This is a genomic window from Stackebrandtia albiflava (genome assembly GCF_007994225.1).
Classification (GTDB): domain Bacteria; phylum Actinomycetota; class Actinomycetes; order Mycobacteriales; family Micromonosporaceae; genus Stackebrandtia; species Stackebrandtia albiflava.
Map to the genome: position 1 here is coordinate 1,945,889 of NZ_VLLL01000005.1, position 26,282 is coordinate 1,972,170.

A 26,282-nucleotide genomic window follows, 5' to 3' on the forward strand; every position below is an offset into this window, starting at 1 on the left:
ATGCTGGTTCCGGCGTGGCACATGGCCCGCGCCCGGCTGAGCGGCCTGGTCGCCGTGGTGTGCGCGGTCGCCGGCGGCGCGGCGATGGTCACCGCCACCGGCGTGATGGTCGAGACCGGTGTCGCCGGGGGTGTGCCGCCGCAACGCCTGTCGGCGGCCGACGTGACCGTGTCGGCGTCGCAGTACGTCGTGCAGGACGAGGAGTTCGACGTCCTGCTCCCCGACCGGGTGCCACTTCCGGCGGACGTGGCCGAGGTCGTCGCCGGAATCCCGGGCGTGGCGGCGGTCGCGGGCGACGTGAGCTTCCCGGTCACCGTCACGACCGGTTCCGGAACGGTGGCCTCCACCGGCCACGCCTGGGAGGTCCTCGCCCTCGGCGCCGCCGGCCCCGGCACCTCCCCCGGCGAGGACGAGGTCGTGCTCGACGACGACCTCGCCGCCCGCGCGGGCGCGGCGGCGGGTGACACGGTCACGTTGCGGGCGGGCGGGCACGAGACGACCGTCATGGTGTCGGAGGTGGCGGCGCTGCCCGGGACCGGGCTGTATCTCTCCTCCAGCGCCGCGACGACGCTCGCCGGTCGCGACGCCGGCCCCCGTTCCGGCACGGTGGACGCGTTGGTCGTGGACGTCGCGGCCTCGGCGGACGTGGCGGCGACCGCCGACCGGATCCGGGCGGCGCTACCGGAACTCGTCGTCGCCACCGGCGCGACGAGGGGCGACGTCGAGCACCTGGCGAGCGGAGCGGGCCGGGCGACCCTCATCGGTCTGGCCGCCTCCATGGGCGGGACCGTGTCGCTGATCGTCGGCTTCATGGTGGCCGCGGCGTTGTCGGTCTCGGTCGCCGGGCAGCGGCGTGAACTGGCACTGTTGCGCGCGGTCGGGGCGACGCCCCGCCAGGTACGGCGGCTGATCGCCGACCAGTGCACCCTGGTCGCCCTCGCCGGTCTCCCGGTGGGCGTGGCAGTCGGATACCTGTCCGCCGAGTGGTTCGGAGAACTGTTGTCGTGGGCGGGGCTGCTGCCGGAGGGGATGCCGCTGCGGTTCGGGCCGTTGCCGGGGGTCGCGGCCGTACTGACGTCGCTGCTGGTCGTACGGATCGCGGCGGCCTCGGCGGCACTGCGGGCGTCCGGGATGTCCCCGACCGAGGCCGTCGCCGAGTCCAAGGTGGAACCGAGGCGGCCCGCCCCGTGGCGGTTGCGGGCCGGTCTGGCGATCATGGCGTTGTCGGCGGCGACCGGTCTCACGCCGCTGCTGCTGCTGCCCGGCGAAGCCGCGGTCGTCTCGGCGGTCACGGGTGTCGTTCCGGGAATGGTCGGGCTGGCGTTGGCGGGTCCGTCGCTGGTGCGGGCCGTCACGGGCCGACTCCGCCGGCGGCTGCGCCCCGGCGGCCCCGTGTCGGTCTGGCTGGCGGTGCACAACAGTCACGGCTACGCGCTGCGTACCGCCGGGGGCATCACCGTGCTCGCGTTGGCACTGGGCCTGACCGTGGTGCAGGTACACGGCCAGACCACCATGTCCGAGGCGGTGTCGGCGGAACGCGCCGCCGGGATCGACGTGGACGCCACCGTCACCGTCGCGGGCGGCACCGGCGACCGGACGCTCGTCGACGCGCTCTCCGACCGGCCCGGGGTCACCGCCGCCGTCCCGTTGATCCACACCAGCGTGGTGTGGCCGTACGAACAGGACGGAAAGGCGCGCGCGGAACAGTACCCGGTGTCGGCGTTCGGAGCGGACCTGTCGGCGCTGATCGACCTCGGAATCGTCGACGGCGACCCGCGCCGGTTGACCGGCGACACGGTCGCCGTCGACGCCGCCACCGCCTGGGTGGAGGACGTGTCCGTGGGTGACCGGCTCGACCTGATACTGGCCGACGGAACACCGGTGTCACCCGAGGTGGTGGCGGTCTACCGGCGCGGTATGGGCTTCGGCCCGATCGTCGCGTCGGCGGACCTGATCACCGCACACACCGGGCGCGGCTACGACACGGTCCTGGTAGCCGGGGACGTCGAATCGGTCCGGCGATGGGCCGAGTCGACCCCGGGCGTGTCGGTCCGGGCCGGAGTGTCGGCGGCGGGACTGGGCGACGACGGACTGACTCCGGACCAGTGGGTGAACCTGGTGGTGTCGGCGGCGCTGCTCGGATACGTACTGCTCGGCGTGGGTAACAGCCTCGTCGCGGCCACCACGCGGCGGCGCGGCGAGTTCGCCGTGCTGCGGCTGGTCGGTGCCACACCGGCTCAGGTGCGGCGAATGATCCGCCGCGAGACGGCACTCGTCTGCGGTATGGCGGTGGTGGCGGGCCTGGCCCTGTCGGTACCGGTGATGAGCCTGCTCGGGTGGGGACTGCTCGGACATCCGTGGCCGCAGGGACCACCGTGGCTGATCCCGGCCACCGTGGCGCTGGTGTGCGCCGTCGCCTACCCGGCCATGCTGCTGCCGACCCGGCGCGCGTTGCGGAGCAGCCCGACGGTCGCCGTCGCGGTGGCGTGAACCATCCGGTGGGCGGCCGAATACGGGTGCGTCCGGCCGCCCACCGGAGCTAGGGTGAGCCGCATGACGACCGAGACCACGACCGAATCCGGCGCTCCGTTGCCCAAGTTCGAGCTGGCGTTCCCCGGCCCGCTGCGCGACACGCTGGTAGCGGCGGTGCTGTCCGGGGCGAAGACCTCCACCACCGGTCTACTGGCCGGTTACGAACTGGAGAACGAGCCGCTTCCGCAACCGGGCGATCGCTCCGTCCTGGTCGACTCCGAGGACCGGCCGGTGGCGGTCGTGGAGATAAGCAGCGTCCGCGTGGTGCAACTGTCCGACGTGGACCTCGCCCACGCGGTGGACGAGGGTGAGGGCCACACCACCATCGAGGACTGGCGGGCCGACCACGAGACGTTCTGGCACGGCCCGGAGTCCCGCGCCGAGCTGGGCGCCGACTTCACCGTGACAGATTCCACCCCGGTCGTCCTCGAACGGTTCACCGTGGTCGAACGGCTCGACGGGGCGGCTGGCGGCTGAGCCCGGCGCCTGCACCCCGGTCGGTGACCCACCGTCACACGCGGCGCCGCCGCAACGCGAGGAGACCCACGCCGATCGCGATCAACATGGCCGCCGCCCACCACAGGCCGCCCACCGGGGAACCGGTCACCGGCAGGCCGTCCGACCCGTCACCCACGGGTCCGGCGTCGTCATGGTCGCCGGGACCGGCCGCGTCATCGTCGCTCGGCGAGGGCACCGGCCCGGTCGAGACCGTGGCGCTCGGGTCGGGAGAGTCGGTGGACGTCGGGGTCTCAGTGGGAGACCCACTCGGATCGGGCGAGTCGGTGGGGTCCGGTGAGTCGGTCGGGCTCGGTGAATCTGTCGGATCAGGCGAATCCGTGGGGCTCGGCGAATCCGTCGGATCGGGCGAATCCGTGGGATCCGGCGAATCGGTCGGGCTCGGCGAGACAGTCGGATCCGGCCCGGGATCCACCTCGGTGTCCTGGCAGGACTCGTTGTTCGTGGTGTCGGACTCCCTGCTGCCGGTGTAGACCTGGGCGCAGTTCGTCAGCACGGTGCCTGCGGGCACGTCGGGATTCACCCGCACGGTGAAGTCGAAGGTCACATCATCGCCGGGTTCCAGGGTGCCCAACGGACAGGTCAGGGTGAGGCCACCCCCCGGGCACTCCTGTGGGCGATCGACCACCGTGATGGTGGTGCCGTCGAGTGAGTCCTCGACGGTGACGTCGACGGCGGCCGAGGGACCGTGGTTGACGACCGTGATCGTGTACGTGACGGTGCCGTCCGGGTTGACGGTCGCCGGTCCCGTCTTGGTGATCTCGACGTCGGTCGTCGTGTACGCCGGGGTGATGGTCTGCGTCTGCGCGGAGCCGGCGTTGGAAGCGGTCGCGGAGGCGCTGTTGACGATGTTGGTGCCGTCGGACAGATCCGGATCCACCGTCACCGGGATCTGGAACTCGACCGATTCGCCCGGACCCAGCGAGGTCCCCGCGCCACCACAGGTCACCGTCGTGCCCGAGATCGTGCACCCGGCGGGCGGATCACCCGGGATGAGCCCGGCACCCGGTACGTCGGTGACGGTGACGTCCTCGGCCGTCTCGTCGCCGTCGTTGCTGACCGTCACGGTGTACACCGCCTCGGCGCCGATCTCCAGCGGGTCCGGGGAGACCGACTTGTCGACCCGCAGTTCGGCCGCCTCGGTCTCCCGGCTCCCGTCCGCTCCGGCCGCGCCCGCCGCGGTCGGCCCGGTCGCGATCGACCCGACCAACCAGGTCGCCGCCACCACCGCCACCGACAACGCCGCGATACGCCGTCCACCGTCGACCATCGATGTCCCCCGTGTTCCCCCGTGATCGACCTCACGGTAGACAATCGGACGGCACATGTCCCGGATTCCGGCCCGGGTGTCCCGCTCCTGATCGTGCTCGCCGAAGCAGTCACGCCCAGGCGACGGTCGCGCGGAGGTCGCCCCCGGGCGGGCGGACTCCCCCGAAGCCCCCGATGTCCTCACCAGGCTGCCGGTTCCAGACGGAACGTCAGCCGATCAGATCGCACCAGAACGACACCCGCGACGTCTCTCCGATGACGCCTTCGGTGGCGCCGAACTCGCGACCGACGTAGTCGGCCAGGTCGGTGCCGTAATAGATGGTGTCGATGCCCCAGACCGAGAACACCGGATCGCCCGAACGGTCTCGACCTCCCGGCAGGAACCGGTGCGCGTACACCGGTATCAACCGGGGAGCCCGTTCCAGCAGTCCACGCGCGGCGGTGACCGCCTCCGCCTCATCGGTCGGTTTCGGCCCCCATACCGGGTGCCAGACGCCCCGGCGAACGTCGTCGAGGACGGTGCGGATCGGCCAGTCGATCCACCGGCGCAGTTCCGCCGGGTCGCCGTCGCGCCAGTCCGGCCACGGCGCGTCCCAGGCGTAATACGCGTCCGGGTCGCGGGGTCTCAGAGGCTGTCTTTGAACCTCGTTCGTGGCGAGCGGCGGTCCGGTCGAGTGGATCGCAAGGCGGAGGAGGTCCTGCGTACCGGTGTTGTACGCAGGACCTCCGACAACGCCGCGAGGCGCCGACCGGTCGTCGCGCAGCAGAACAGCAGGTTCGAAGACAGCCTCTCAGTCGGTCACCGGTAGACCGGCGGCCAGGAACTCGCGGTGGTCGGCGGCGAATTCGATGCCGAACCGGGCTTCCAGCCGGGTGAACTCGGCGTCGGTCAGGCCGGGTGCGATGCCCGCGACACCCGACTCCGCCAGTCGTCGGGCGGCCGCGGTACCGGGGCGGGTCGTCGTCATCCGGCCACGGTATCCGCGGCCTTCACAGGCACGCGCGCAGGGCCGCGACGATCCGGGCCGCCCGGCGGTCGCGAATCCGTCCATGGTGGAGTCCGTTGGTCACGTAGCCGAAGCCGATTCCGGTGTCCGGGTCGGCGAAGCCGAGAGCGCCGCTCATACCGGCGAACCCGAACGCGCGGGGACCGTACCAGGACGTGTCGCGGGTGGGCAGTGCGAAACCCAGCCCGAACCGGCTCGGTACGCCGGTGACGAGGTCGATCCCGGCCGACTCCTCACGTGTGGCGGCGGCGACCGTGTCCGTGGACAGGATCCGGTGCCCGTCCGGTGCCGACACGAGTGCCGCGTAGAACCGCGCCAGCGCCTCGGCCGTGCCCGTCCCGTTGCTGGCCGGGATCTCCACCAGTTGCTCGGCGGGGTCGTCGTGGTCCAGCGGCGGCTCACTGATCACGAAACTCCTGTCCCGCAATGAATCCGTCGTCCCCCACGGGAGGGGCCGCCGACAGGTGGAGGCCGTCGCCGATCGCGTGCCGTCGGTTCCGGTGACGATCCGGGCGGCACGACGCCACTCCTCCTTCGGGAGTCCGATGTGGAAGTCGATTCCCGCCGGACCGGTGATCTCCTCGGCCAGGAGGGTGCCGAGGCCACGGCCGTCGACGCGGCGCACCAGTTCCGCGACGAGCCAACCGAAGGTGAGCGCGTGGTATCCGTGCCGCGTCCCCGGTGGCCAGCAGGGCGCCTGACGTTCCAGGGCCTTCACCACCGCCCGTCCGTCGAGCACGTCGGCGCGCGGCAGCCGGCGGTCCAGTGCGGACAGTCCGGCACGGTGGGACAGCAGCCACCGTACCGGAATCCGCGCCTTTCCGGCGGCGGCGAACTCCGGCCAGTATCGCGAGACCGGGGCGTCGAGATCGATCAGGCCGCGTTCGGCCAACAGCAGCGCGCAGGCGGCGGTGACCCCCTTGGTCGCGGAGTACACCACGGTCAGGGTGTCGCGCCGCCACGGTTCGCCGGTGAAAGGATCGGCGCGGCCGGCCCACAGGTCGACCACCTTGCGGCCGTGGTGGTACACCGCCACGGCCGCACCGGTCTCACCGTCTAGGGCGATGCCGCGCGCGAACGCCTCACACACGGCCGCGTACCCCGTCGCGCACTCACCGTGGATCGGGCTCACGGATCTCCTCCCCCGCCCGGCCGGAACCGGGGACATCGACCTGGTGTCCAGGTCGATGTCGCCGGCTCCGGTGAAGAGACGGGACGGGTCAGACGCCGCGCAGCTCGGCGCCGAAGCGTTCCGAGGCCACCGCCACGGCCCGGTCCCGGGCCGCCACCGCCTCCTCGGCCGTCAGCGTCCGGTCGGGGGCGCGGAACGTCAGCTTGTACGCCAACGACTTGCGCCCGGCGCCGACCCGCTCGTCCCGGTAGACGTCGAACAACCGGATGCCCTCCAGCAGCTCACCCGCGCCGTCTCCGAGGGCCTCGGCGACCCGCGCGGCGGGTACCTCGTCGTCCACGACCACGGCGACGTCGATCAACGCCACCGGGTAGTGCGACATCCGGGGTGCGGGCGTCACCTCCGCCGTCGGGAGCCGGGACAGGTCGAGTTCCATCGCCGCCACGCGGCGCGGGATCTCCAGGGCGTCGCACACGGCCGGATGCAGTTCTCCGGCGTGACCGATCACCTCGTCACCGACGCGCAGTGCCGCGCACCGGCCGGGATGCCACGGCGCGTACCGTGCCGCCTCCACCGTCACCTCCACACCGGCCGCCTCCGCGACCGTGCGGGCGGCGGCGACGGCGTCCGTCCAGTCGGCGGGACGCGGAGCGCCCCACCAACCGCCGGGTTCGGCGTCACCGGTGATCGCGACGGCGAGGTGTTGCGGCTGGTCGGGACGCAACCGCCCGGCGGCCTCCAACTCCTCGTCGGTGGGCCGCCGGTGCACCGGTAGCCGCGGTGGCTCCACCCGCTCCCAGTCCGGGCGCGGGTGGAACACCACGCCCAGTTCGAAGAGGCCCACGTCCCGGATGCCCCGGTCCACGTTGGTCTTCAGCGCGCGAAGCAGTCCCGGCAGCAGTGTGGTGCGAAGCGCCGACTCGCTCTCCACCAGCGGGTTGGCCAGCCGCAGCACGTCACGGCGCGGGTCGTCGTCCGGTAGGCCGAAACGGTCGAGGACCGCGGTGTCCAGGAACGGGTAGTTCAACGCCTCGACGTATCCGGCCTCGGCCAGGACCCGGCCGATCTGCCTGCGGCGCCGCTGGCGCGCGGTCAGGCCGCTGCCCGGTGGCGCGGTCGGCATCGCGACGGGCACCTTGTCGTAGCCGTCGAGCCGGACGACCTCCTCGACCAGGTCGGCCCGGTCGGTCACGTCGGGGCGCCAGCTCGGCGGGACGACCTCCAGGACCTCCCCGCCCGCCTGGACCACACAACCGGCGGCGGTGAGCCGGGCGATGACCTCGGTGTCGGTGTAGGGGACGCCCACGATGCGGCCGGGAAGCTGCGGGTCGAGGTAGATCGGCTCGCGCGCGACCCGGTGGTCGACGTCGGCGACCCGCGCGTCGGCCACACCACCGCCGTACTCGACGAGCAGTTCGACGGCACGCTGCACCGCGACGGCGCACAGGGCCGGATCGCTGCCGCGCTCGAACCGCTTGGCGGCCTCGCTGGCGAGGCGGTGGCGTCGCGCGGTCGCGGCGATGGACCGCATGTCCCAGTGGGCCGCCTCGAAGAGGACGTCCACGGTGGACGGCGCCACCTCGCTAGTCTGTCCGCCCATGACGCCCGCGAGCGAGATGACCCCGGTGTCGTCGCAGATCACCATGTCCTGCGGGTCGAGCCGGCGTTCCACGTCGTCGAGTGTGGTCAACCGTTCGCCGGCCCGGGCGCGGCGCACCACCAGGCCGCCCTTCAGGGTCGCCAGGTCGAAGGCGTGCAACGGCTGCCCGAGTTCCAGCATCAGGTAGTTCGTCACGTCCACGGCCAGTCCGATCGACCGCATCCCGGCGTGGGACAGCCGACGGCGCAACCACTGTGGACTCGGCGCGGTGGGGTCGATCCCGGTGACCGCGCGGAGCGCGAACCGGTCACAGCCCTCGGTGTCCTCCACCGACAGCGGGTAGGGGGACTCCTCGGTGGCGGTGGGCTCCAGCGTCGCCAGCGCCGGGTCCGTGAACTCCACGTCCAGCCGGTGGGCGACCTCCCTGGCGACGCCGCGCATCGAGAAGCAGTGACTCATGTCGGGCGTGACGGCCAGCTCGAAGATGACGTCGTCCAGCCCGACCGCGCCACGGGCGTCGGTCCCGGGTTCGTGTCCGGCGCCCTCGGGCAGCACGATGATGCCGTCGTGGTCGTCGCCCGCGCCCAGTTCCCGCGAGGAGGCGATCATGCCGTCCGACACGCGACCGTAGGTCTTGCGGGCGCTGATGGCGAATCCGCCGGGCAGCACCGCGCCGGGCAGGGACACCACGACGAGGTCACCCTCGACGAAGTTGCGTGCCCCGCACACGATGCCGCGCGGCTCGGACTCACCCACGTCCACCCGGCAGAACCGGATCGGCTTCTTGAACCCGGTCAACTCCTCTATCTCGACGACCCGACCGATCAGCAGTGGACCGGACACGTTGTCGCGCAGGTCGTGGACCTCCTCGACCTCCAGGCCCGAGGACACGAAGGCGGCGTCCAGGGTCGCCACGTCGATGTCGGCCGGCAGCGCGGCGTAGTCGCGCAGCCATGACAGTGAGACTCGCACGGGCCTATTCCTCCGTTCCGAGAGCCAGCGGGAAGCGCACGTCCCCGTCGAACATGTCACGCATGTCGGTGACGCCGTGCCGCAGCATGACGGCGCGGTCGACGCCCATCCCGAACGCGAAGCCACTGTAGACGTGCGGGTCGATGCCGCACGCGGTCAGGACCCGGGGATTGACCATCCCGCAACCGCCCCACTCGATCCAGCGTGGCCCGTCCTTGTGCGCGGCGAACCACACGTCCAGTTCGGCGCTCGGCTCGGTGAACGGGAAGTAGGACGGACGCAACCGGATCCGCACCTCCGGCCCGAACATGGTGCGGGCGAAGTGCTCCAACGTCCCCTTCAGGTGCGCCATCGTGATGCCCCGGTCCACCACCAGGCCCTCCGTCTGGTGGAACACCGGGCTGTGGGTGGCGTCGACCTCGTCGGTCCGGTAGACCCGGCCCGGCGACACCGCGTAGATCGGCGGCTCCTGCGTCAGCATCGTGTGGATCTGCACCGAGGAGGTATGGGTCCGCAACACCAGACCGGAATCCGACCGCCCGGCCGCGGCGAGGTAGAACGTGTCCATCATGGTGCGTGCCGGGTGGTCGGGCGCGATGTTGAGCGCGTCGAAGTTGAACCACTCCGGTTCCACCTCCGGCCCCTCACCGACCTGGTACCCCATCCCCACGAACAGGTCCGCGATCCGGTCGGTCATCAGGTTGATCGGGTGCCTCGCCCCGCGCCGCCGCCGCACCACCGGCAGGGTCACGTCCACCGTCTCCTCACGCAGCACCCGCTGCGCGGCCTCGGCGGCCAGCACCTCCGCCCGCGCCTCGTACTCGGCCGAGACCTCCTGCCGGGCGGCGTTGACCCGCTTGCCCGCGTCCGACTTGGCGGCGGGCGGCAGGGCACCGATCTCACGGCGCGCCAACGACACCGGCGCCTTGTCGCCGAGGTGCTGGTGTTTGATCTGGTTGAGCGCGTCGAGATCGGGCGCGGCGGCGAACGCCTTCCGCGCCGCGTCCACCGCTTCGGCTAGCGACTCCGGAGACAGGTACGCCACCTGCTTCGGGTCGTAGGGATCGCTGTGATAGCTCATCGATTGGTCACTTTCGGTGATCGGACCGGTCAGGCCCTCGGAAGTCTAAGGCGGCCACCGGGTCACCGGACCGGCTGATCCCCTTCGAGTGGAGGGCGGGACTCCGCCGTCAGCGCGGCCGGACACACCGGCGGTGCACACGGCTGAGCCGTCCGCCCACCGGGGCGCTGAGGCGGGTGAGATATGCGAGAACTACCGCCGCAGCCCGCCACCGGCGGGCCGGATAAACATGAGTACGGCCGGTACGCGGCCTGATCGACTCACCGGGGTCTCCTCTTGGCGTGTTCTCCGGCCGAAGCATACAGGCACACCGCCGCAGCCGTCGCCAGGTTAAGGCTCTCGGCGGCACCGTAGATCGGCACCCGGACCCGCAGATCGGCGGCCTTCGACAGGTCCGCCGGGAGGCCGTGCGCCTCGGAGCCGAACAACCACACCGTGGGTCCCGCCAGCGCACCCGAGTCGACGGCCTCGTCGAGTCCGGTGTCGCCGTAGGCGTCGGCGGCCAGCACCCGGCAGCCGTCGGAACGGAACGCGTCGAGATGACCGGCGGTGTCACCGCCGCGCACCAACGGGACGTGAAAGAGACTCCCGGCCGACGCGCGCACGCACTTGCCGTTGTACGGGTCCACCGTCTCGTCGGGGAAGACGACCGCTCCGGCGCCGGCCGCGTCGGCGGTGCGCAACACGGTGCCGGCGTTGCCCGGGTCGGACACGCCGTGCAGGACCACCGCGAGTCCGGTGCGGGGCGCGGTGCCGTCCAGGTAGTCGCAGACCGCGACGAGCCCCTGTGGACGGACGGTCTCGGCGAGCCCGGCTAGCGCCTCCTCGGTCACCGCCGTGACTCTCGGCGCCGCGGCCGTCAGTTCCGGATGGCGTCCCCCGGCCTCCGCCGTGGCGAACAACTCCACCACGACCTCGCGCCCCAACGCCTCGCGCACCGCCTGCGGTCCCTCGGCGAGGAAGGTGCGGGTCTGGTCGCGGTACTTGCGGCGCAACAGCTTCCGGACGGCGACAACCCGGGACGACCGCGCGGAGAGCGGGGTCGTCCCGGGTTGGATGCCCGTCATCAGGCGGCGGCGTCGGTCGCCGGCAGAGCCGAACGCGCGGCCTCGACCAGCGCGGTGAAGGCGGCGGCGTCGGTGACGGCCAGATCGGCGAGGACCTTGCGGTCGACCTCGATCTCGGCGGCCTTCAGGCCCTGGATGAACCGGTTGTAGGTGATGCCGTTCGCGCGGGCGGCGGCATTGATGCGGGTGATCCACAGCCGGCGGAAGTCGCTCTTGCGGGCCCTGCGGTCCCGGTACGAGTACTCCATCGAGTGGAGCAGCTGCTCCTTGGCCTTGCGGTACAGCCGGGAGCGCTGGCCCCGGTAACCCTTGGCGGACTCAAGGGTGGTGCGGCGCTTCTTCTGGGCATTGATCGCCCGCTTAACGCGTGCCACGGGTTGTTCTCCTCATCGTGACCGGCCGGTCGGGGAACCTGACGGTCTTGGGTCTGGCGGTGCGGACGATTACTTACCGAGCATCTTCTTGACGCGCTTGACGTCGGCCTTGGCCATCTCGGTGGTGCCGGCCAGGCGACGGGTCAGCGTCGAGGCCTTGTGCTCCAGGTAGTGACGACGGTTGGCCCGCTGACGGAGGATCTTCCCGGAGCCGGTGATCTTCACGCGCTTGCCCATGCCGCTGTGGCGTTTCATCTTCGGCATCGGTGTCTCCTTTGGTGGTTACTCGGACGCGGTCTCTTGCTCGGCCACGTCCGACCTCTTACCCGGACGGGGTGCCGCCACAGGCTGCTTGGCGCGGTGAGGCGCCAGCACCATGATCATGTTGCGACCGTCCTGTTTGGGCGCCGCCTCGACGACTCCCAGGTCGGCGACCTCGTCCCCGAGCTTCTTGAGCAGCCGGAGCCCGAGTTCGGGACGGCTCTGCTCACGACCCCGGAACATGATCGTGATCTTGACCTTGTCTCCGGCCTTCAGGAACCGGATCACGTGACCCTTCTTGGTCTCGTAGTCGTGATCGTCGATCTTGGGGCGGAGCTTCATCTCCTTGATGACAGTCTGCTGCTGGTTACGCCTGGCTTCGCGAGCCTTCAGCGCGGTCTCGTACTTGTGCTTGCCGTAGTCCATCAGCTTGCACACGGGCGGACGGGCGGTGGGCGCAACCTCGACCAGATCCAGGTCGACGTCGGCGGCCAGTTGCAGAGCCTTGTCAAGTGAGACGATGCCCACCTGTTCACCCTGCGGACCGACGAGCCGGACCTCACGAGCCCGGATCTGTTCGTTCACGCGCAAATCGCTGATGTGGCCTCCTTGGTAGCGCGATACGTGCACATGGTGCATGACCGATCGCTCGCGAAGACCCCCGCCACACGACGAAAGCCCCGGCTGACGCCGAGGCCCCTGACTGCTCCGGTGCGCACCGGAGGGCGCGCACGCCCGCGAGGCGTAACCTCCACGGGCGACCGGACCCGGCCACTCTGCGGTGTGTCACCGTGGTGGACGGGTGGGAGCGGGGCTCCGCTTGCGGCGTCGCGAGCGCTCCGTCACCGATCCGCGGATCGACGCACGGTGAAACTCACGACGCGGTCCATGACAGCCTAGCAGATCAGCCGGAACGGTGATCGGCCAGCGCCGCCCGCAGCCGCTTGACCCCCGCCACCGCGTACTGCTTGTCCACCGCCTGGATGGCCATGACCGAGACCACGTCGTCGTCGGCGAGCTCCAACTGCGCCCAGGAGGCCCCCTTGGGGAACGACACGGACTTGACCACCTCCCAGGGCAGCTCGTGCGACCCGATGACGTTGCGAACCGCCACGCCGGTATCGGTGACCCACACCCGGGGACGGCTGAACAACAGGATGCCCCCGGCGAACAGCAGGCCCAGCCCGATCATCGTGTACTGGTCCGCCGCGTGGAATACACCGCCACCCTCGGTCGTCCCGCGAAGTCCGGTGGCCACGACGCTGCAGATCGCCACGACGGCCACGGCGGCGATCCAACACACCCGGCTGGTCTTGCGGGGCCGCGAGACCAGTTCCCGGGACGGGGTCGGCTTGTCCATACCGCCGAGTGTGCCAAACCGCCGTGACCGGCCCCGCCGCCGGGTACGGGAACCGTGACCGGGCACCGGCATCCCGGCACACCCTCGCCCGGGCGCCGGCCTCTAGCCTTCTCGGTGTGCATATCGACGATGCGGAACCCCTGGCGCCCGAACGGGTCACCGGCGCGGTGACGGCGGTGGTGGGCGCGGCCGACACCGCGCAGGTACTCGGATCGGGCGACGTCCCCGTACTGGGCACTCCCCGGGTCCTGGCGTTGGCCGAGGCCGCCACGGTGTCGGCGCTCACCCGCCGCATGCCGACCAGATGGACCAGCCTGGGTGTGGAGGCGTCGGTGCGGCACGTCGCGGCGGTCGCGGTGGGTTCCCAGGTGACGGCGGCGGTGGTGCTGCGGGCGCGGGAGGGCCGGGATCTCGACTTCGAGTTCACCGTCACCGAGGCGGGCGGCCGGCTGGTGGCCACCGGCCGGATCCGGCGGCGGCTCATGGAGCGCGCCCGGTTCCTGGAGCGGGTCGGCGCACCGGTGGTGGCGGATTCGCAGGCCCCGGAGGGGGTGCCGGTGCGGGTGGAGTGGGACCGGCTCCCGATCCGGCGGCGTACGGGACGCCCGGCCTGAGAGGCGCTCAGGGCAGCCGGTCGATCTCCAGGGTGGAGTCCATCGCCAGCAGTGGCCGTGGCTCCCCGGTCACGACCGGCCAGCCACGGCGGCGCTGCGCGCACCAGGTGACGTGCCCGGCGGCGAGTTTGCCGTGCTGGTGGGAGCGGGAGAGGATGAGGCCCACGTCGTGCGCGGCCTCCTGGTCGAGGTCGAGGACGACGGTCACCGGCAGCGACCGCAGCACCTTCAACGCGTCACGGTCACGGCGGGGGGCCTTGGACCACGCCTCGGCGAGTGCGCAGGCGGGGACCGCCAGCACGATGCCCTGTTCGGCGGCGGTCCACACGACCGCCTGGGGGTACGGGGACGATGCCGCGAATCCGACGATGGCCGAGGAATCCAGAATGCGGCCACCGATCACGAAACCGGTCCACCCTTCTCGTCGTTGACGCCGAGCACGTCGCGGGCCCATGCCAGGTGTTCGGCGCTGGGCTTCTGGCCCTTGCGCTCGAACAGGTCCCGAAGCTCCGACAGTGCCTGGTCGCGATCCAGGCGGGTCTGGATCGCCTCCACGACGTAGGTGGAGATGTCCGGTGCGCCACCGGATGCCACTATGCGCCTCACCTGTTCGGCCTGCGCGGCGGGCAGCTCGATGCTCACACGTTCGGTGTCGCTCATGGATTAGAACCTACCGCGCGCCCACGGTGGCCCGGCCGCCACCGACCCCTCCGCACCGGATGCCACGGGTGCTCACGCGCCCGACGGAACGCGCCGGTGTGCGCGCGTTCCGTCGGGGTCCGGGGCCGTCCCCGGCGGGCGTCAGTTGACGTAGGAACCCACGGCCGGCTTGGCCGCGAGCTGGGACGTGGCGCGGGTGACACCCGGGTCGAGTGACTGCTCCACGAAGATCGCGTGCCACAGGCAGAACACCAGGATCGTCCACACCTTGCGGCTGTTGTCGGCCTTGCCCTCCCGGTGGTCGCGCAGCAGGCCCCGCACGTATTCGAGGTCGATGAGGTGCCCGCAGCCCGCCGTGGCGAGGATGTGGTCGGCCCACTCGAACATCTCGGCGGCCAGCCAGACCCGGGTCGGCGTCGGGAAGCCCATCTTGGGCCGGTTGACGATCGCGGGCGGCACCACCTTGTTGAGGGCCTGCCGCAGCGCGTACTTGGTGTGGTTGCCGCGCAGCCGCACCTTCTCGTCCAACGGCACCTTCGAGGCGACCTTGAACACCTCGACGTCCAGGAACGGCACCCGCACCTCCAGGCTGTGCGCCATCGACATGCGGTCGGCCTTGACGAGGATGTCGCCGCGCAGCCACGTCTTCATGTCCACGTACTGCATGCGGGTGGTGTCGTCCAGGCCCTCGCACTCGGCGTAGATGGGGGCCGTGATGTCGGTGTAGACCACCGAGGGGTCGTAACGGCGCAGGATGCGCTGCTTCTCCTCCTCGGCGTAGATGTTGGCGTTGCCGACGAACCGGGTCTCCAGGTCGGTGGTGCCGCGTTCCAGGAAGCTCTTGCCCTTGACGCCCTCGGGGATGACCCTGGACACCGCGCGCAGTCCCGAACGCACCGACCTCGGCAGGCCCTGGATCGACTGGAGCGACAACGGCTCCCGGTAGATGGGGTAGCCCGCGAAGAACTCGTCGGCGCCCTCCCCGCCGAGTACCACGGTGACGTACTCGGCGGCCTTCTTGGCCACGAAGTACAACGGCACGAGCGCCGGGTCGGCCACCGGGTCGTCCAGGTACCACACGATCTGCGGCAGCGCCGACATCATCTCCTCGGCGCCGATCTTGGTGCCGATCGCCTTGACGCCCAGGTGCTCGGCGGACTCCAGCGCGACGTCGAGCTCGTTGTAGTGGCCGGGCACGTCGAAGCCCATGGTGAAGCTCAGGATGTCGGGGTTGAACTCACGGGCCAACGCGACCACGCCGGTGGAGTCGATGCCGCTCGACAGGAACGCGCCGACCGGCACGTCGGCACGCATGTGCATGCGCACCGACTCACGCAGGGTCGCCAGGATCTCGTCGTACAACCGCTGCGGGTCGTCGACGGGGCGGGGGTGGAAGGTCGGCTCGAAGTACTTGGTGGCCGTGACCGGGCTGCCCGCCGTGAACTGCACGTAGTGACCGGCGGCGATGCGCTGGACCGCCCGGTGCATGGTGCCCGGCTCCGGCGGATACTGCAGGGTCAGGTAGTGGGCGAGGTTCTTCTCGTCCAGGTCCTTGGGGTCGGTGAACGGCATGAGGGCCTTCTTCTCGCTGGAGAAGTAGACGCCCTCGTGGGTGTGCAGGTGGAACATCGGTTTGATGCCGAACGGGTCGCGCGCCCCGTAGCCACGGCGTTCCTGCCGGTCCCAGATGACGAACGCGAACATCCCGCGCAACCGGGTGGCGACCTCGGCCCCCCAGTAGTGGTACCCGGCGAGGATCACCTCACTGTCGCCGTCGGTGGCGAAGGTCGCCCCGAACCGCTCGATCAGTTCGGCGCGCAACTCCTTGTAGTTGTAGATCTCACCGTTGTAGGTCATGACGTAGCGACCGTCGGCGTACCACAGCGGCTGGTGGGAGGACTCGACGTCGATGATCGACAACCGCTTGTGCGCGATGACCACGTCGTTGTCGATGAGCTCGACACCGGTCTCGTCCGGTCCCCGGTGGTGCAGCCGCTCGTTGGCCTCGGCAATGGCCGCGCGATGAGCCGGAGCGCTCGCGTCGGCACTGATGTAGGTCAGCAATCCGCACATGCCTACATCCTCGCACCCGTCGCGCCGAACTCGACAAGGCGGGGAAGATCGGCATAGTGTCGATTCAGGCACGCTCGCCGCCGCCCCGTCACCGGCGAACGCCAGTACCATTGCACCGGCCGCCGACCTGCCCGGCCTCCGTCCGCACGCCCGCCGGTGCCCGGGTGACGGTGCAGGGCACGCGGCCCGGACGGTTCGGAGACCACAGCCACCTCACGCCGCACTTGAGTCGAAAGGGCTACAAGACGATGTCAGAAACACAGGCCGACACGCCCGCCGAATCCGGCGCCAAGTCCGGTGAACGCCCGCACGACCCCAAGTACCCCCAGAAGTTCCTCGACTTCATGCGAGGCGGCTGGGGATCCTCGGAACTCACCGGCCTGGTGGCGGTTCCGCAGGCGGTGCACCACGCCCGGCGACGCGACGCCGTGTCACAGGCGTTCCCTGGTGACGTCCTGATCATCCCGACCGGGCACGAGAAGGTCCGCGCCAACGACACCTTCTTCCGGTTCCGCGCCGGCAGCGACTTCGCGTGGCTCACCGGCGACTACGACCCCGAGGGCGTCCTTGTGATGCGCCCGCACGCGGGCGGCCACGACGCCGTCCTGTACCGGCGCCCGCGCAAGTCCAAGGACTCCGACGAGTTCTTCCGCAGCGCCCAGTACGGCGAACTGTGGGTGGGGCGGCGCCACTCCCTCGACGAGACCGCCACCCGGTTGGGGATCGAGACCCGCGACCTGGAGGAACTGGAGGGCGGCCTGACCGAGCTGGCCGCGGCCGGCCCCCGGGTGCTGCGTGGCTACGACGCCGGAGTCGACAAGGCGATCCCCGCCGAGACGCCCGTCGAGAACGAGGACGGCACGACCGCGATGACCCGGGACCGGGAACTGGCAGCGGTGCTGTCGGAGCTGCGGCTGGTCAAGGACGAGTGGGAACTCGCCCAACTGCAGGACGCGGTCGACATCACCGTCCGGGGTTTCGAGGACGTCGCGCGCATGCTGCCCGCCGACCGGTCGATCTCCGAGCGGGTCATCGAGGGCGTCTTCGGGATGCGCAGCCGCCTGGAGGGCAACGGCATCGGTTACGACTCGATCGTCGGCGCCGGTTCCCACGCCACCACGCTCCACTGGATCACCAACGACGGGCGGACCACGCCGGGCGAACTGATCCTGATGGACATGGGCACCGAGAACAACCACCTCTACACCGCCGACGTCACCCGCACCGTGCCGGTCAAAGGCACGTTCACGCCACTGCAGAAGCAGGTGTACGACATCGTGTACGCCTCACAGCAGGCCGGCATGGACGCCGTCAAACCGGGCGTGCCGTACCGGGACATCCACGAGACCTGCATGCGGGTGCTGGCCGAGGGCTTGAACGACCTCGGCATCCTGCCGGTGAGCGTGGACGAGGCGATGGCCGAGGACTCGCTGGTCTACCGCCGCTGGACCCTGCACGGCTTCGGCCACATGCTCGGCCTGGACGTGCACGACTGCGCGGCCTCCCGGATGGAGCACTACTGGAAGGGCGACCTGGCCGAGGGGCACGTGCTCACGGTGGAGCCGGGCCTCTACTTCCAGACCGACGACGAGCTGGTTCCGGAGGAACTGCGCGGCGTCGGCGTCCGCATCGAGGACGACATCCTCGTGACGGCCGAGGGCCACCGCAACCTCTCCGAGGGGCTGCCCCGCACCTCCGGCGACGTCGAGACGTGGCTCGCCGCCCAGCGTGAGGCGGGACCGCGCATCGCCGGGCTGGACTGACCCGCAGCACCGCATCGGGGCGGCACGCCGTGACGGCGCGCCGCCCCGTTCCGCGCCCGGACGGCGTCACCCGGTGGCCGCGTCGGGTTCGGCGCCCGGCAGCGGCACCCGCCACTCCACCCGGGTCCCACCGTCGGGGACGGGCGTGATCGTGAAGGAACCGGCGAGGCGTTCGGCGCGCACCCGCAGGTTGCGCAGGCCCCCCGCCGACTCCTCACTGCGCAGCCCCACGCCGTCGTCCTGGATGGCGAGCGCGATCTGGTCGGCCTCGGCGCGCAACGAGACCTCGACGCGGCCCGCTCCGGCATGCCGCGACACGTTCGACAACGCCTCCCGCAGCACCGCCAGGAGTTGGGGACGCAACCGTTCCGGGACGAGACTCTCCACCGGCCCGGAGAACGTCAACGCCGGCCGGAACCCCAGGCCCGGTGCCGCACCGTCGACCACCTCCCGGACCGCGTGGTGCAGGCCGTCCTCGTCGAACCGGTGTAGCTGGAAGATGCTCGCCCGCAGGTCTCGTATCGTGGCGTCGAGTTCGTCCACCGCCAGGTTCAGTCGCTCCACGACCTCGGGGCGGGCGGTGAGGTGGATGGCGCTCTGCAGCCGCAGTCCGGTGGCGAACAGTCGTTGGATCACCAGATCGTGCAGGTCCCGGGCGATCCGTTCCCGGTCCTCGAACACCGCGAGGTCGGCACGGTCCTGTTGCGCGCGGGCACGTTCCAGCGCCAGGGCCGCCTGGCCCGCGAAGCTCTCCAGCAGCGCGATGTCCTCACTGGAGTAACCCGCCGGGCTGGCGGGGGCGCTCGCGACGATCAACGCGCCGTGGCAGGTCTCGGTCGTGGCCAGTGGCGCGATGACGGCGGGACCGGTGCGCAACCGGATCGGCCAGTCGGTCGCGGTTCCCAGGTCGTGGACGATCGCCGAACGGCGACCGGTGACCACCTGACCCAGTGCGTCGCCGGTGAGGCGCAGACCGGCGCCGGCGAGTTCGAAGGTGCCCTCGGCGGTACCGGCCACCTCCACGGTGAGCCGGTCGGCGGTGGCGTGGTCGCGCAGGACGACCATCGCCAGGTAGGCGTTGCCGGTCTCGCGGGCGCGGCTGGCCACCAGGTGCAGGGCGGCCTCGGGATCGACGGTGCCCAGCAGCAGGTTGGTGATCTCGGCGGCGGCCTGGAACCAGCGTTGCCGGCGATTGCTCAACTGGTAGAGCTGGGCGTTCTCGATGGCCACCGCCGCCGCCGCGGACAACGCGGCGATGACCTCCTCGTCGTCCTCGTTGAACGCGGCCCCGCCGTGTTTGTCCGCCAGGTACAGGGCGCCGAACACCTGTTCCCGGATGCGGATCGGCACCGCCAGCAGGCCCCGCATCACCGGGTGCCCGGCCGGATACCCGGTGAATCCCGGAGCGCGGGTGACGTCGGCCAACCGGACGATGCGTTCGTGCCGGATGACCTCGCCCAGCAGGCCGTCGCCGGTGGGCTGCCCGGTCATCCGGGCGGCCTCCTCGGGGGTCAGGCCGTCGGTGTGGAAACCGACGATCGTCTTGTGCGGGCCGGTGACCCCCAGCGCGGCGTACCGCGCGTGGCCGAGGGTCCGGGCGGCGGCCACGATCCGGTCGAGGACGCCGGGCAACCGCAGGTCGCTGCCGATGCTGACCACGGCGTGCAGCAGCCCCCGGAGTCGTTCACGTCCACTGGTGACGTCCCCGACCCGGGTGAGCAGTTCGGACAGCAGTACGTCGAGTTGCACGGTGGACAGGCCGGACCGGCGGGCGGCGGCCGAATCCCCGGGTGGTGCGTCGGATTCGGTCACGGTTCCGATACTATCCGCCGCCGCGGCCATCCACGGTGTACGGTTCGCGGCGGAATCACCGGTACACCACGGCATCCGAGGGGATGCGCCGTGCCGCCGAATGCGGTAGACCGGAACGATGATCGGTGTCTTCCTGCTCGACGACCACGAGATCGTCCGCCGCGGCCTCTGCGACCTGCTCGACCGGGAGCCCGACATCGAGGTGGTCGGTGAGTCCGGGACGGTCGCGGAGGCGCTGGCCCGAGTCCCGGCGGTGCGTCCGACGGTGGCCATACTCGACGCCCGGTTGCCCGACGGCAACGGCATCGAGGTGTGCCGCGCGCTCCTGGCCGACGACCCCGGACTGCGGGCGCTGATCCTGACATCCTATGAGGACGACGACGCGCTGTTCGCGGCCATCATGGCGGGCGCGGCGGGGTACCTGCTCAAGCAGATCAGGGGGACCGACCTGGTCACGGCCGTGCGGACGGTCGCGGCGGGACGCTCGTTGCTGGACCCGGCGGTGACCGGACGGGTCCTGCAACGCATCCGGGCGGGCGCCGACGCGGGGCGCGCACTAGGGACGCTGAGCGAGCGGGAACGCGTCGTGCTGGAGCTCATCGCCGAGGGACTCACCAACCGCCAGATAGCCGAACGACTGCGGTTGGCCGAGAAGACGGTCAAGAACTACGTCTCCAGCCTGCTCACGAAACTCGACCTACGCTCGCGCACCCAGGCCGCCGTCCTGGCGACCCGGCTGCGGCGCCCACCGGAGTGACCGGCGACGCCGCCCCGAGAACTTTCTCGGCCGGGCATTGCAACCGCCGGTCGCAGAGTCTCCGTCAGTACCGGTGACGGCCGACCACTGAATGGGGACGCAGGTGAACCCTGAATCCGAAGCAGAGTACCGCGAGTTCGTCGTCTCTCGGTACGCCCAGTTGGGGCGATTCGCCTACGTCCTGTGCCGGGACTGGCACCAGGCGGAGGACGTGGTGCAGAAGGCGCTGACGAAGCTCTACCTGCACTGGCCCAAGGCGGTGATCCGTTCACCCGACGCGTACGTGCGACGCATCATCGCCAACGGTCTCAGCGACGACCGGAGAACCGGCTGGTTCCGCCGGGAGAGGCCGAGCCGTGAACTACCCGACCGGCCCCGCCCCGATCCGGCCGAGGGCTCCGCGGAACGGATGACGGTGCTACACGCGTTGTCCCGGTTGCCCGCCGGGCAGAGGTTGGCGGTCGTCCTCCGTCACTGGGAGGACATGTCGGTCGAGCAGGCCGCCGAGATCATGGGCTGTTCCACCGGCAACGTGAAGAGTCAGACCGCGCGGGGGCTGCAGACGCTGCGCGGCCTGCTTGTCGAGGAATCGAATCCGATGCAGGCCAATGGAGCGAACAGATGACCGAGGACTTGAGGGAACGTATCGACGCGGAGCTGCCGGATCCGCCCTTCACGATCGACGTGGACGAGACGGTGGCGAGGGGCCGGCGGATCCGGTACCGGCGGCGGGCGGTCACCGCGGTGGCCGCGGTGACCGCGTCCGTGATCGCGGTGACCGTGATCGCTCTGGCCGGGGACGCACTGCCGACCGCGGCACCTCCGGCGGACGAGGCCGACGTCACCTCGGCACCCGAACCGGAGCCGCAGCCGTGGCTGACGCTCCCGGAGCTCGACCCCGACAAGGAGTACGAGTGGTTCGACGAGGGGGCCGTCACGAAGACGGATGCGACCGACGCCTACTCCGCCGCCCTCCTGGAGTTCCTGGACCTGAGGTACCCCGGCCACGAACACCCCGACACGTCCTCGGGGACGAGCGTCGAGCCCGTCGGAGAGGAGGCGCCGGAGTTCTTCCGGGTGACCCGACAACTGATGGAACTGACCTGGTCGGGTCCGGACGACGGCTACGACCCGCGACCGGTTCACCTCCAGCCGCTGTACACCCTCGGATACGCGAGCGGGAACGACATACAGACACCCGCCTACATCAAACCGGAGGCGACCGGCGGATTCGAGGAACTGGCGGTCGAGATCTGGCCGGCGGGAGGTTACACGGAGGGTGAAGGGGGGCCGGTCGACCTCATCGAGTGCGAGTCGTACCGCGAGGTCACCGACTTCGACGGAGAATCCGTCGTGGACATCACCTGCACCGAACTGGACGGCCCCGACGGAGAACTGGTCCGGCAGTCCGTCACCGAGGTGTCGCACAGCAAGACCGGCGACACGTTCGAACGGATCCTCCGCACGGTGACGTACCGTCACGACGGGACGGCGGTCGTCGTCGAGAGCCGGGTGGCGTCCCTGGAGCGGACGCCGCAGACCCCGTTGGCCGACCTCGGCGACTGGTGGCCCGCCATGACACCGGAGGACCAGCGGGAGCTCATCGCCACCTTGCCCGACGCGGTCGTGAAGTGATCGCACACCGGTGGGCCGGCGACACGAGGACGCCGGCCCACCGGTGCGGTCAGCTCCCGAACGCGGGTTCGGGTTCCCGGACCCTGCCGGTGGGCGTCACCGCCTCGGTGGGCTCGCCACCGGTGACGGCCTCGTCGTCGCCGTCGAGCGGCTGCGGCGCGGCGCGGAACACCGCCTCGTCGAGCGTCTTCTCCGACCTCGACACCAGCACCGGCACGACGATCTGGCCGGCCACGTTGGTGGCGGTGCGGATCATGTCGAGGACCGGGTCGATCGCCAGCAGCAGTCCCGCGCCTTCGAGCGGGAGTCCGAGGGTGCTCAGCGTCAGCGTCAACATGACGAGCGCCCCGGTCATCCCGGCCGTGGCCGCGGAGCCGATGACCGACACGAACGCGATCAGCAGGTAGTCGCCCACTCCCAGTGGAACGCCGAACACCTGGGCGACGAAGATCGCCGCCAACGCCGGGTACACCGCGGCGCAACCGTCCATCTTGGTGGTGGCCCCGAAGGGCACCGCGAACGACGCGTAGTCGCGGGGCACGCCGAGCCGCCGGGTGACGACCGCCTGCGTCAACGGCATCGTCCCCACCGAGGAACGCGAGACGAACGCCAGCTCGATGGCGGGCCACGCCTTCCGCAGGAAGGTGATCGGGTTGACTCGGGCGAACACCCGCAGCAGGACCGGGTAGACCACGAGCATGACGATCAGCGAACCGACGTAGACGTCGACGCTGAAGGTCAGCAGCGGCGCCAACAGGTCCCAGCCGTACGAGGCGACGGCGTTGCCGATCAGGCCGGCGGTACCGACGGGGGCCAACCGGATCACCCACCACAGCGCCTTCTGGACCAGGTCCAGCACCGACCGGTTCAGGTCCAGGAACGGCTTGGCCTTCTCCCCCACCGCCACGGCGGCGGCACCCAGGACGATCGCGATGAACACGATCTGGAGCACCTGGACGTCCACGAAGGACTGGACGATGTTGGTCGGGACGAGACCGGTCAGGAAGTCGGTCCAACTGCCGGTGCGTTCGGGTGCGGCGGCGCCGTCGACGGCGATGTCCACGCCCTTGCCGGGATCGGTGAGCAGGCCGATGCCCAGGCCGACCGCCACCGCGATCAGCGAGGTGACCATGAACCAGCCGAGCGTCTTCCCGACCAACCGGGCCGCGCCGGAGAGCTTACGCAGATTGGCGATGCTCACCACCACGGCGGTGAACACCAGCGGCGGTACCGCCAGTTTGAGCAGTTGTACGAACAGCGTGCCGACCTGGTCGAGGGTGCCGGTCAGCCAGTCGAGCTGCCAGTTCCGCGCGGCGAAGCCCGCGGCCAGGCCGACGACCAGACCGATCAGCAACTGCGCGGAGAAGGGGACTCTCCTGATGAGAGCGAACATGTGAAGGACTCCAAGGGGATCGCGGCGCTCCGGGCGACGCGACGACGGATCGTGCTCAGGGGCACAGCGGCGCACGGCGGCATGACGCGGCGCACGCGCAGGCTGCGGGGAGAAGAGGGGTGATGCGGTGAGGGACCGCGAAGGTGTCAGCTACGACACAGCAGGGTGGACACGCGGCAGTAGTCGACGTGACGACGTCGCACCAGCCACACGGATACCACCGAGAAGTTCATCGCCACCCACCCTAGACCTCCGGGCGGTACGACGCCACCGAACGTGAGCCATGCCGCACCGGTGCACCGCCACGCCCGGATCCGCCGGTTATGGAACTTCTCTGGCCGACGTCGATAGCGTCCGCCTCCCCACTCGAACTTCGGGAAGGAAGCGACGCCCATGAGACGTAAGGGCCGCAAGGCCGCCCTGATCGCCGCGGTCGTGTCCGCGGTCATGATCGCGGGTCCCGCCGCAACCGCCACCGCCGACGATCCCGGCACGTCGGCGGCGCCGTCGGTGGCCGAGATCAAACTCGACAACGCCGCGCGTGCCGCCGCGGCCCCCACCATGTACTTCGGGGCGAAGCCGCTCTCGGACGTGACGACGGCTGCCACCGCAGCGGCGAACGCCGCCTCCTGCGCGATCACCCCCAAGTACGCCACCGCGCTGGTGATCGCGATGACCTGGCCGGAGGTCTCACCGAGCGGCGAGGCGCCGTCGCCGATGACGTTGTCCCGCTACGACACCCAGTCGTCGCTGGGCGACCCGCAGGACCGCGCCGACGGCCTGTGGTTCCATCCCGGCATCGGGATGTGGCAGCTCGACTCGGCGGGCCTGGGCACGACCTTCACCGCCATGGAGGCGATGGACACCGAGACGGCGGCGAACCGGATGGCGCCGTTCATCGTGAACAAGTACTGCGGCCGGATCAACGCCGGAGCCACCGCCCCGTCCGCCCGGGCGAGCGCGTGGGCCGACTGGGTGGCGTGCCGCAGCGGCGCGTGCGACACCATCTTCTGGCGGATCTACAACAACGGTGTGACGCCGGTGCAGGGCGTCGGACGCTACGGCGGAGGCGAGGCGCGGGAGTGCCGGTTCAACGGCGTCACGCAGGCGTGCCTGTACGTGGACCCGGCACAGGCCGAGGGCGCCGACTGGTGGGCGCGTCCCGGCGGTGGCCGCTCACCGGTGGCCGCGCCCTTCTACGTGTTCAAACAGCAGGTCAACGGTAAGACGACCGAGGTCCGCTACTGGCTTCGCGCCGACTCCGGCGCGGGCACCGACGTGGTGGCCACCCGTGCCTTCGGGACCAACGCGCGCGGCGGCCTGGTCTGGCGGACCGGGTCGGGCTTCTGCGACCTCACCACCGGCACCGGCTCCTGCTGAGCCGGTCGGCACGGCCGCGGCGTCGCCTCCCGGCGCCGCGGCCTCCGCGTGTCGCCCGTCACGCGACCGGGGTGGCGCCGACGACGCGGCGGTGTACCTCGTCGATACCGGCGGAGGGCCAACAGCCGGCACGCAGCCCCGCCAGCCAGGCCGCGCCCACCGCCGGGTCGGCGGCGACGCTGACCGGACCGTGGGGTCCGGCGGCCAGTCGCTCCAGGAGGGCGGCCCGGACGGGGGTGGGGCCGGCGAGCAGGCCGCCGGCGAGTACCACCGCCGAGTCGGCGGGCCCGTCGAGTTTCGACAGCGACGCCGCCAGCAGGTCGGCGGCTTCACGGGCGAGGCGGGCGGCGGTCCGGTCGCCCGCGTCGGCGAGCCCGCAGACCGTCTCGGCGAAACCGGCGATCTCCGCGGGCGGCATCCGGTAGCACTCTGCGACGATCTGCTCGAAGTCGTCGGTCCCGAAGTGCTGGGCGATGACGGCGCCCAGCGGTCCGGCGGGCCGTCCCGCCGCCATCGCGTCGACGGTGTGACGGATGGCCGCCCGGCCCAGCCAGAAGCCGGACCCCTCGTCACCGAGCAGCCAGCCGAGCCCGTCCACGGTGCGCCCCACCTGCCAGTCGGTGATGCGGGCGGCTATCGCACCGGTTCCGGCGATGAGCACGCGGCCCTCGGGGTGCGCGCTGCCCGCCGCGTACGCGATGACGGCGTCTCCGACGATCTCGACGGGGCAGGCCATGCCCAGGCGTGGCCACACCTCGCTGATGGCGGCGGCCACCTCCGGGCGGCTCGCCGCGGCGGCCCCGGCCATGCCGATGACCCCTGCCACCACGTCACCGGCGTCGATTCCGGTGAGGGTGGCGGTGACGGCGGCGTGGAGTTCGGCGGTGACGTCCGACAGTGCCACGGTGTGGGGGTTGGCGGCACCGGCACCGCCCTCGCCGATCACGCCCCCGTCCCCGTTCATGGCGATCGCGACGGTGGAGGTGCCGCCGATGTCGATTCCCAGCAGGATGGATGCCATGGC

General features: G+C 71.0%; 24 protein-coding genes and 1 pseudogene. 8 read left to right on the forward strand and 17 right to left on the reverse strand.

Features of this window, described 5'->3' with window-relative positions; all coding sequences use genetic code 11:
* Nucleotides 1-2,490, forward strand: a complete 2,490-nt coding sequence (locus LX16_RS09990; RefSeq protein ID WP_244615786.1) for an ABC transporter permease — start codon at nt 1-3, stop codon at nt 2,488-2,490.
* 63 nt (nt 2,491-2,553) lie between these two features.
* On the forward strand, nt 2,554-3,009 hold the full coding sequence (locus LX16_RS09995) for an ASCH domain-containing protein (protein WP_147136472.1): 456 nt from the start codon (nt 2,554-2,556) through the stop codon (nt 3,007-3,009).
* 34 nt (nt 3,010-3,043) lie between these two features.
* Here LX16_RS09995 and LX16_RS10000 read toward each other — a convergent pair whose 3' ends face one another.
* From LX16_RS10000 to LX16_RS10045, 11 genes are all read right to left on the reverse strand, one after another.
* Nucleotides 3,044-4,318 (reverse strand): DUF7507 domain-containing protein, encoded by a 1,275-nt coding sequence (locus LX16_RS10000; protein WP_158645545.1) that lies wholly within the window; start codon nt 4,316-4,318, stop codon nt 3,044-3,046.
* Nucleotides 4,319-4,526: 208 nt separating this feature from the next.
* A complete protein-coding gene (locus tag LX16_RS10005; protein WP_147136478.1) occupies nt 4,527-4,715 on the reverse strand; it encodes a hypothetical protein in 189 nt (62 codons plus the stop codon).
* A gap of 393 nt (nt 4,716-5,108) precedes the next feature.
* Nucleotides 5,109-5,285, reverse strand: a complete 177-nt coding sequence (locus LX16_RS26565; RefSeq protein ID WP_158645546.1) for an SMI1/KNR4 family protein — start codon at nt 5,283-5,285, stop codon at nt 5,109-5,111.
* A gap of 22 nt (nt 5,286-5,307) precedes the next feature.
* A complete protein-coding gene (locus LX16_RS10010) occupies nt 5,308-6,492 on the reverse strand; it encodes a serine hydrolase domain-containing protein (protein ID WP_425304411.1) in 1,185 nt (394 codons plus the stop codon).
* A gap of 52 nt (nt 6,493-6,544) precedes the next feature.
* Nucleotides 6,545-9,028 carry a phenylalanine--tRNA ligase subunit beta gene (gene pheT, locus LX16_RS10015; RefSeq protein ID WP_147136484.1) on the reverse strand — a complete coding sequence of 828 codons (2,484 nt, stop codon included), beginning with the start codon at nt 9,026-9,028 and terminating at the stop codon, nt 6,545-6,547.
* A gap of 4 nt (nt 9,029-9,032) precedes the next feature.
* Complete coding sequence (pheS, locus tag LX16_RS10020; RefSeq protein WP_147136488.1) at nt 9,033-10,109, reverse strand: phenylalanine--tRNA ligase subunit alpha; 1,077 nt, start codon at nt 10,107-10,109, stop codon at nt 9,033-9,035.
* A 260-nt stretch (nt 10,110-10,369) separates the two neighbouring features.
* Nucleotides 10,370-11,176, reverse strand: coding sequence for a TrmH family RNA methyltransferase (locus LX16_RS10025; RefSeq protein WP_147136491.1), 807 nt, complete (start codon nt 11,174-11,176; stop codon nt 10,370-10,372).
* Nucleotides 11,176-11,550 (reverse strand): 50S ribosomal protein L20, encoded by a 375-nt coding sequence (gene rplT / locus LX16_RS10030; protein ID WP_147136494.1) that lies wholly within the window; start codon nt 11,548-11,550, stop codon nt 11,176-11,178. Before rplT ends, LX16_RS10025 begins: the two co-directional genes overlap by 1 nt.
* A gap of 69 nt (nt 11,551-11,619) precedes the next feature.
* Nucleotides 11,620-11,814, reverse strand: coding sequence for a 50S ribosomal protein L35 (gene rpmI / locus LX16_RS10035; RefSeq protein WP_147136497.1), 195 nt, complete (start codon nt 11,812-11,814; stop codon nt 11,620-11,622).
* Nucleotides 11,815-11,832: 18 nt separating this feature from the next.
* Nucleotides 11,833-12,396 carry a translation initiation factor IF-3 gene (gene infC / locus LX16_RS10040; RefSeq protein ID WP_147136500.1) on the reverse strand — a complete coding sequence of 188 codons (564 nt, stop codon included), beginning with the start codon at nt 12,394-12,396 and terminating at the stop codon, nt 11,833-11,835.
* A gap of 319 nt (nt 12,397-12,715) precedes the next feature.
* Complete coding sequence (locus tag LX16_RS10045) at nt 12,716-13,171, reverse strand: PH domain-containing protein (protein ID WP_147136503.1); 456 nt, start codon at nt 13,169-13,171, stop codon at nt 12,716-12,718.
* 122 nt (nt 13,172-13,293) lie between these two features.
* Here LX16_RS10045 and LX16_RS10050 point away from each other — a divergent pair.
* Nucleotides 13,294-13,686, forward strand: a pseudogene (locus tag LX16_RS10050) (thioesterase family protein); the annotation flags it as partial.
* Nucleotides 13,687-13,792: 106 nt separating this feature from the next.
* On the opposite strand, the gene LX16_RS10055 reads toward LX16_RS10050, so the two are convergent.
* From LX16_RS10055 to asnB, 3 genes are all read right to left on the reverse strand, one after another.
* Nucleotides 13,793-14,188, reverse strand: a complete 396-nt coding sequence (locus LX16_RS10055; RefSeq protein ID WP_147136506.1) for a PIN domain-containing protein — start codon at nt 14,186-14,188, stop codon at nt 13,793-13,795.
* Nucleotides 14,185-14,445 (reverse strand): hypothetical protein, encoded by a 261-nt coding sequence (locus tag LX16_RS10060; protein ID WP_147136509.1) that lies wholly within the window; start codon nt 14,443-14,445, stop codon nt 14,185-14,187. Before LX16_RS10060 ends, LX16_RS10055 begins: the two co-directional genes overlap by 4 nt.
* Before the next feature lie 141 nt (nt 14,446-14,586).
* Entirely contained in the window at nt 14,587-16,518 is a 1,932-nt protein-coding gene (asnB, locus tag LX16_RS10065) for an asparagine synthase (glutamine-hydrolyzing) (RefSeq protein ID WP_147136512.1), read from the reverse strand.
* A gap of 248 nt (nt 16,519-16,766) precedes the next feature.
* On the opposite strand from asnB, the gene LX16_RS10070 reads away from it, so the two are divergent.
* Nucleotides 16,767-18,281, forward strand: coding sequence for an aminopeptidase P family protein (locus LX16_RS10070; RefSeq protein ID WP_147136515.1), 1,515 nt, complete (start codon nt 16,767-16,769; stop codon nt 18,279-18,281).
* A 66-nt stretch (nt 18,282-18,347) separates the two neighbouring features.
* On the opposite strand, the gene LX16_RS10075 is transcribed toward LX16_RS10070, so the two are convergent.
* Nucleotides 18,348-20,123 (reverse strand): GAF domain-containing sensor histidine kinase, encoded by a 1,776-nt coding sequence (locus LX16_RS10075; RefSeq protein WP_147136518.1) that lies wholly within the window; start codon nt 20,121-20,123, stop codon nt 18,348-18,350.
* Between the two features lie 88 nt (nt 20,124-20,211).
* On the opposite strand from LX16_RS10075, the gene LX16_RS10080 reads away from it, so the two are divergent.
* The 3 genes from LX16_RS10080 to LX16_RS10090 all read left to right on the forward strand — a co-directional run bounded on the left by LX16_RS10080 (nt 20,212) and on the right by LX16_RS10090 (nt 22,485).
* The gene (locus tag LX16_RS10080) at nt 20,212-20,850 is read left to right on the forward strand and encodes a LuxR C-terminal-related transcriptional regulator (protein WP_147136521.1); all 639 of its coding nucleotides are present in this window, start codon (nt 20,212-20,214) and stop codon (nt 20,848-20,850) included.
* Between the two features lie 103 nt (nt 20,851-20,953).
* On the forward strand, nt 20,954-21,475 hold the full coding sequence (locus LX16_RS10085) for a SigE family RNA polymerase sigma factor (protein ID WP_147136524.1): 522 nt from the start codon (nt 20,954-20,956) through the stop codon (nt 21,473-21,475).
* On the forward strand, nt 21,472-22,485 hold the full coding sequence (locus LX16_RS10090) for a hypothetical protein (RefSeq protein ID WP_147136527.1): 1,014 nt from the start codon (nt 21,472-21,474) through the stop codon (nt 22,483-22,485). Before LX16_RS10085 ends, LX16_RS10090 begins: the two co-directional genes overlap by 4 nt.
* Nucleotides 22,486-22,534: 49 nt before the next feature.
* Here the strand turns inward: LX16_RS10090 and LX16_RS10095 are convergent, their stop codons facing one another.
* On the reverse strand, nt 22,535-23,866 hold the full coding sequence (locus tag LX16_RS10095; protein ID WP_345740685.1) for a dicarboxylate/amino acid:cation symporter: 1,332 nt from the start codon (nt 23,864-23,866) through the stop codon (nt 22,535-22,537).
* Nucleotides 23,867-24,271: 405 nt separating this feature from the next.
* Between LX16_RS10095 and LX16_RS10100 the strand changes: the two genes are divergently transcribed.
* Complete coding sequence (locus LX16_RS10100) at nt 24,272-25,258, forward strand: hypothetical protein (protein WP_147136533.1); 987 nt, start codon at nt 24,272-24,274, stop codon at nt 25,256-25,258.
* 58 nt (nt 25,259-25,316) lie between these two features.
* On the opposite strand, the gene LX16_RS10105 is transcribed toward LX16_RS10100, so the two are convergent.
* A complete protein-coding gene (locus tag LX16_RS10105) occupies nt 25,317-26,279 on the reverse strand; it encodes an N-acetylglucosamine kinase (protein ID WP_158645547.1) in 963 nt (320 codons plus the stop codon).
* Nucleotides 26,280-26,282: the final 3 nt, after the last annotated feature.

Excerpts from the sequence above, each read along its gene's own strand:
- LX16_RS10105 (WP_158645547.1), bottom strand. The coding sequence starts at position 26,279 with ATGGCATCCATCCTGCTGGGAATCGACATCGGCGGCACCTCCACCGTC.
- LX16_RS10070 (WP_147136515.1), top strand. The coding sequence starts at position 16,767 with ATGTCAGAAACACAGGCCGACACGCCCGCCGAATCCGGCGCCAAGTCC.
- asnB (WP_147136512.1), bottom strand. The coding sequence starts at position 16,518 with ATGTGCGGATTGCTGACCTACATCAGTGCCGACGCGAGCGCTCCGGCT.
- LX16_RS10045 (WP_147136503.1), bottom strand. The coding sequence starts at position 13,171 with ATGGACAAGCCGACCCCGTCCCGGGAACTGGTCTCGCGGCCCCGCAAG.
- LX16_RS10000 (WP_158645545.1), bottom strand. The coding sequence starts at position 4,318 with ATGGTCGACGGTGGACGGCGTATCGCGGCGTTGTCGGTGGCGGTGGTG.
- LX16_RS10090 (WP_147136527.1), top strand. The coding sequence starts at position 21,472 with ATGACCGAGGACTTGAGGGAACGTATCGACGCGGAGCTGCCGGATCCG.
- LX16_RS10075 (WP_147136518.1), bottom strand. The coding sequence starts at position 20,123 with ATGGCCGCGGCGGCGGATAGTATCGGAACCGTGACCGAATCCGACGCA.
- LX16_RS26565 (WP_158645546.1), bottom strand. The coding sequence starts at position 5,285 with ATGACGACGACCCGCCCCGGTACCGCGGCCGCCCGACGACTGGCGGAG.
- LX16_RS10080 (WP_147136521.1), top strand. The coding sequence starts at position 20,212 with ATGATCGGTGTCTTCCTGCTCGACGACCACGAGATCGTCCGCCGCGGC.
- LX16_RS10025 (WP_147136491.1), bottom strand. The coding sequence starts at position 11,176 with ATGACGGGCATCCAACCCGGGACGACCCCGCTCTCCGCGCGGTCGTCC.
- LX16_RS10060 (WP_147136509.1), bottom strand. The coding sequence starts at position 14,445 with ATGAGCGACACCGAACGTGTGAGCATCGAGCTGCCCGCCGCGCAGGCC.
- LX16_RS10100 (WP_147136533.1), top strand. The coding sequence starts at position 24,272 with ATGAGACGTAAGGGCCGCAAGGCCGCCCTGATCGCCGCGGTCGTGTCC.
- LX16_RS09990 (WP_244615786.1), top strand. The coding sequence starts at position 1 with ATGCTGGTTCCGGCGTGGCACATGGCCCGCGCCCGGCTGAGCGGCCTG.
- LX16_RS09995 (WP_147136472.1), top strand. The coding sequence starts at position 2,554 with ATGACGACCGAGACCACGACCGAATCCGGCGCTCCGTTGCCCAAGTTC.
- rpmI (WP_147136497.1), bottom strand. The coding sequence starts at position 11,814 with ATGCCGAAGATGAAACGCCACAGCGGCATGGGCAAGCGCGTGAAGATC.
- LX16_RS10010 (WP_425304411.1), bottom strand. The coding sequence starts at position 6,492 with ATGTCCCCGGTTCCGGCCGGGCGGGGGAGGAGATCCGTGAGCCCGATC.
- pheS (WP_147136488.1), bottom strand. The coding sequence starts at position 10,109 with ATGAGCTATCACAGCGATCCCTACGACCCGAAGCAGGTGGCGTACCTG.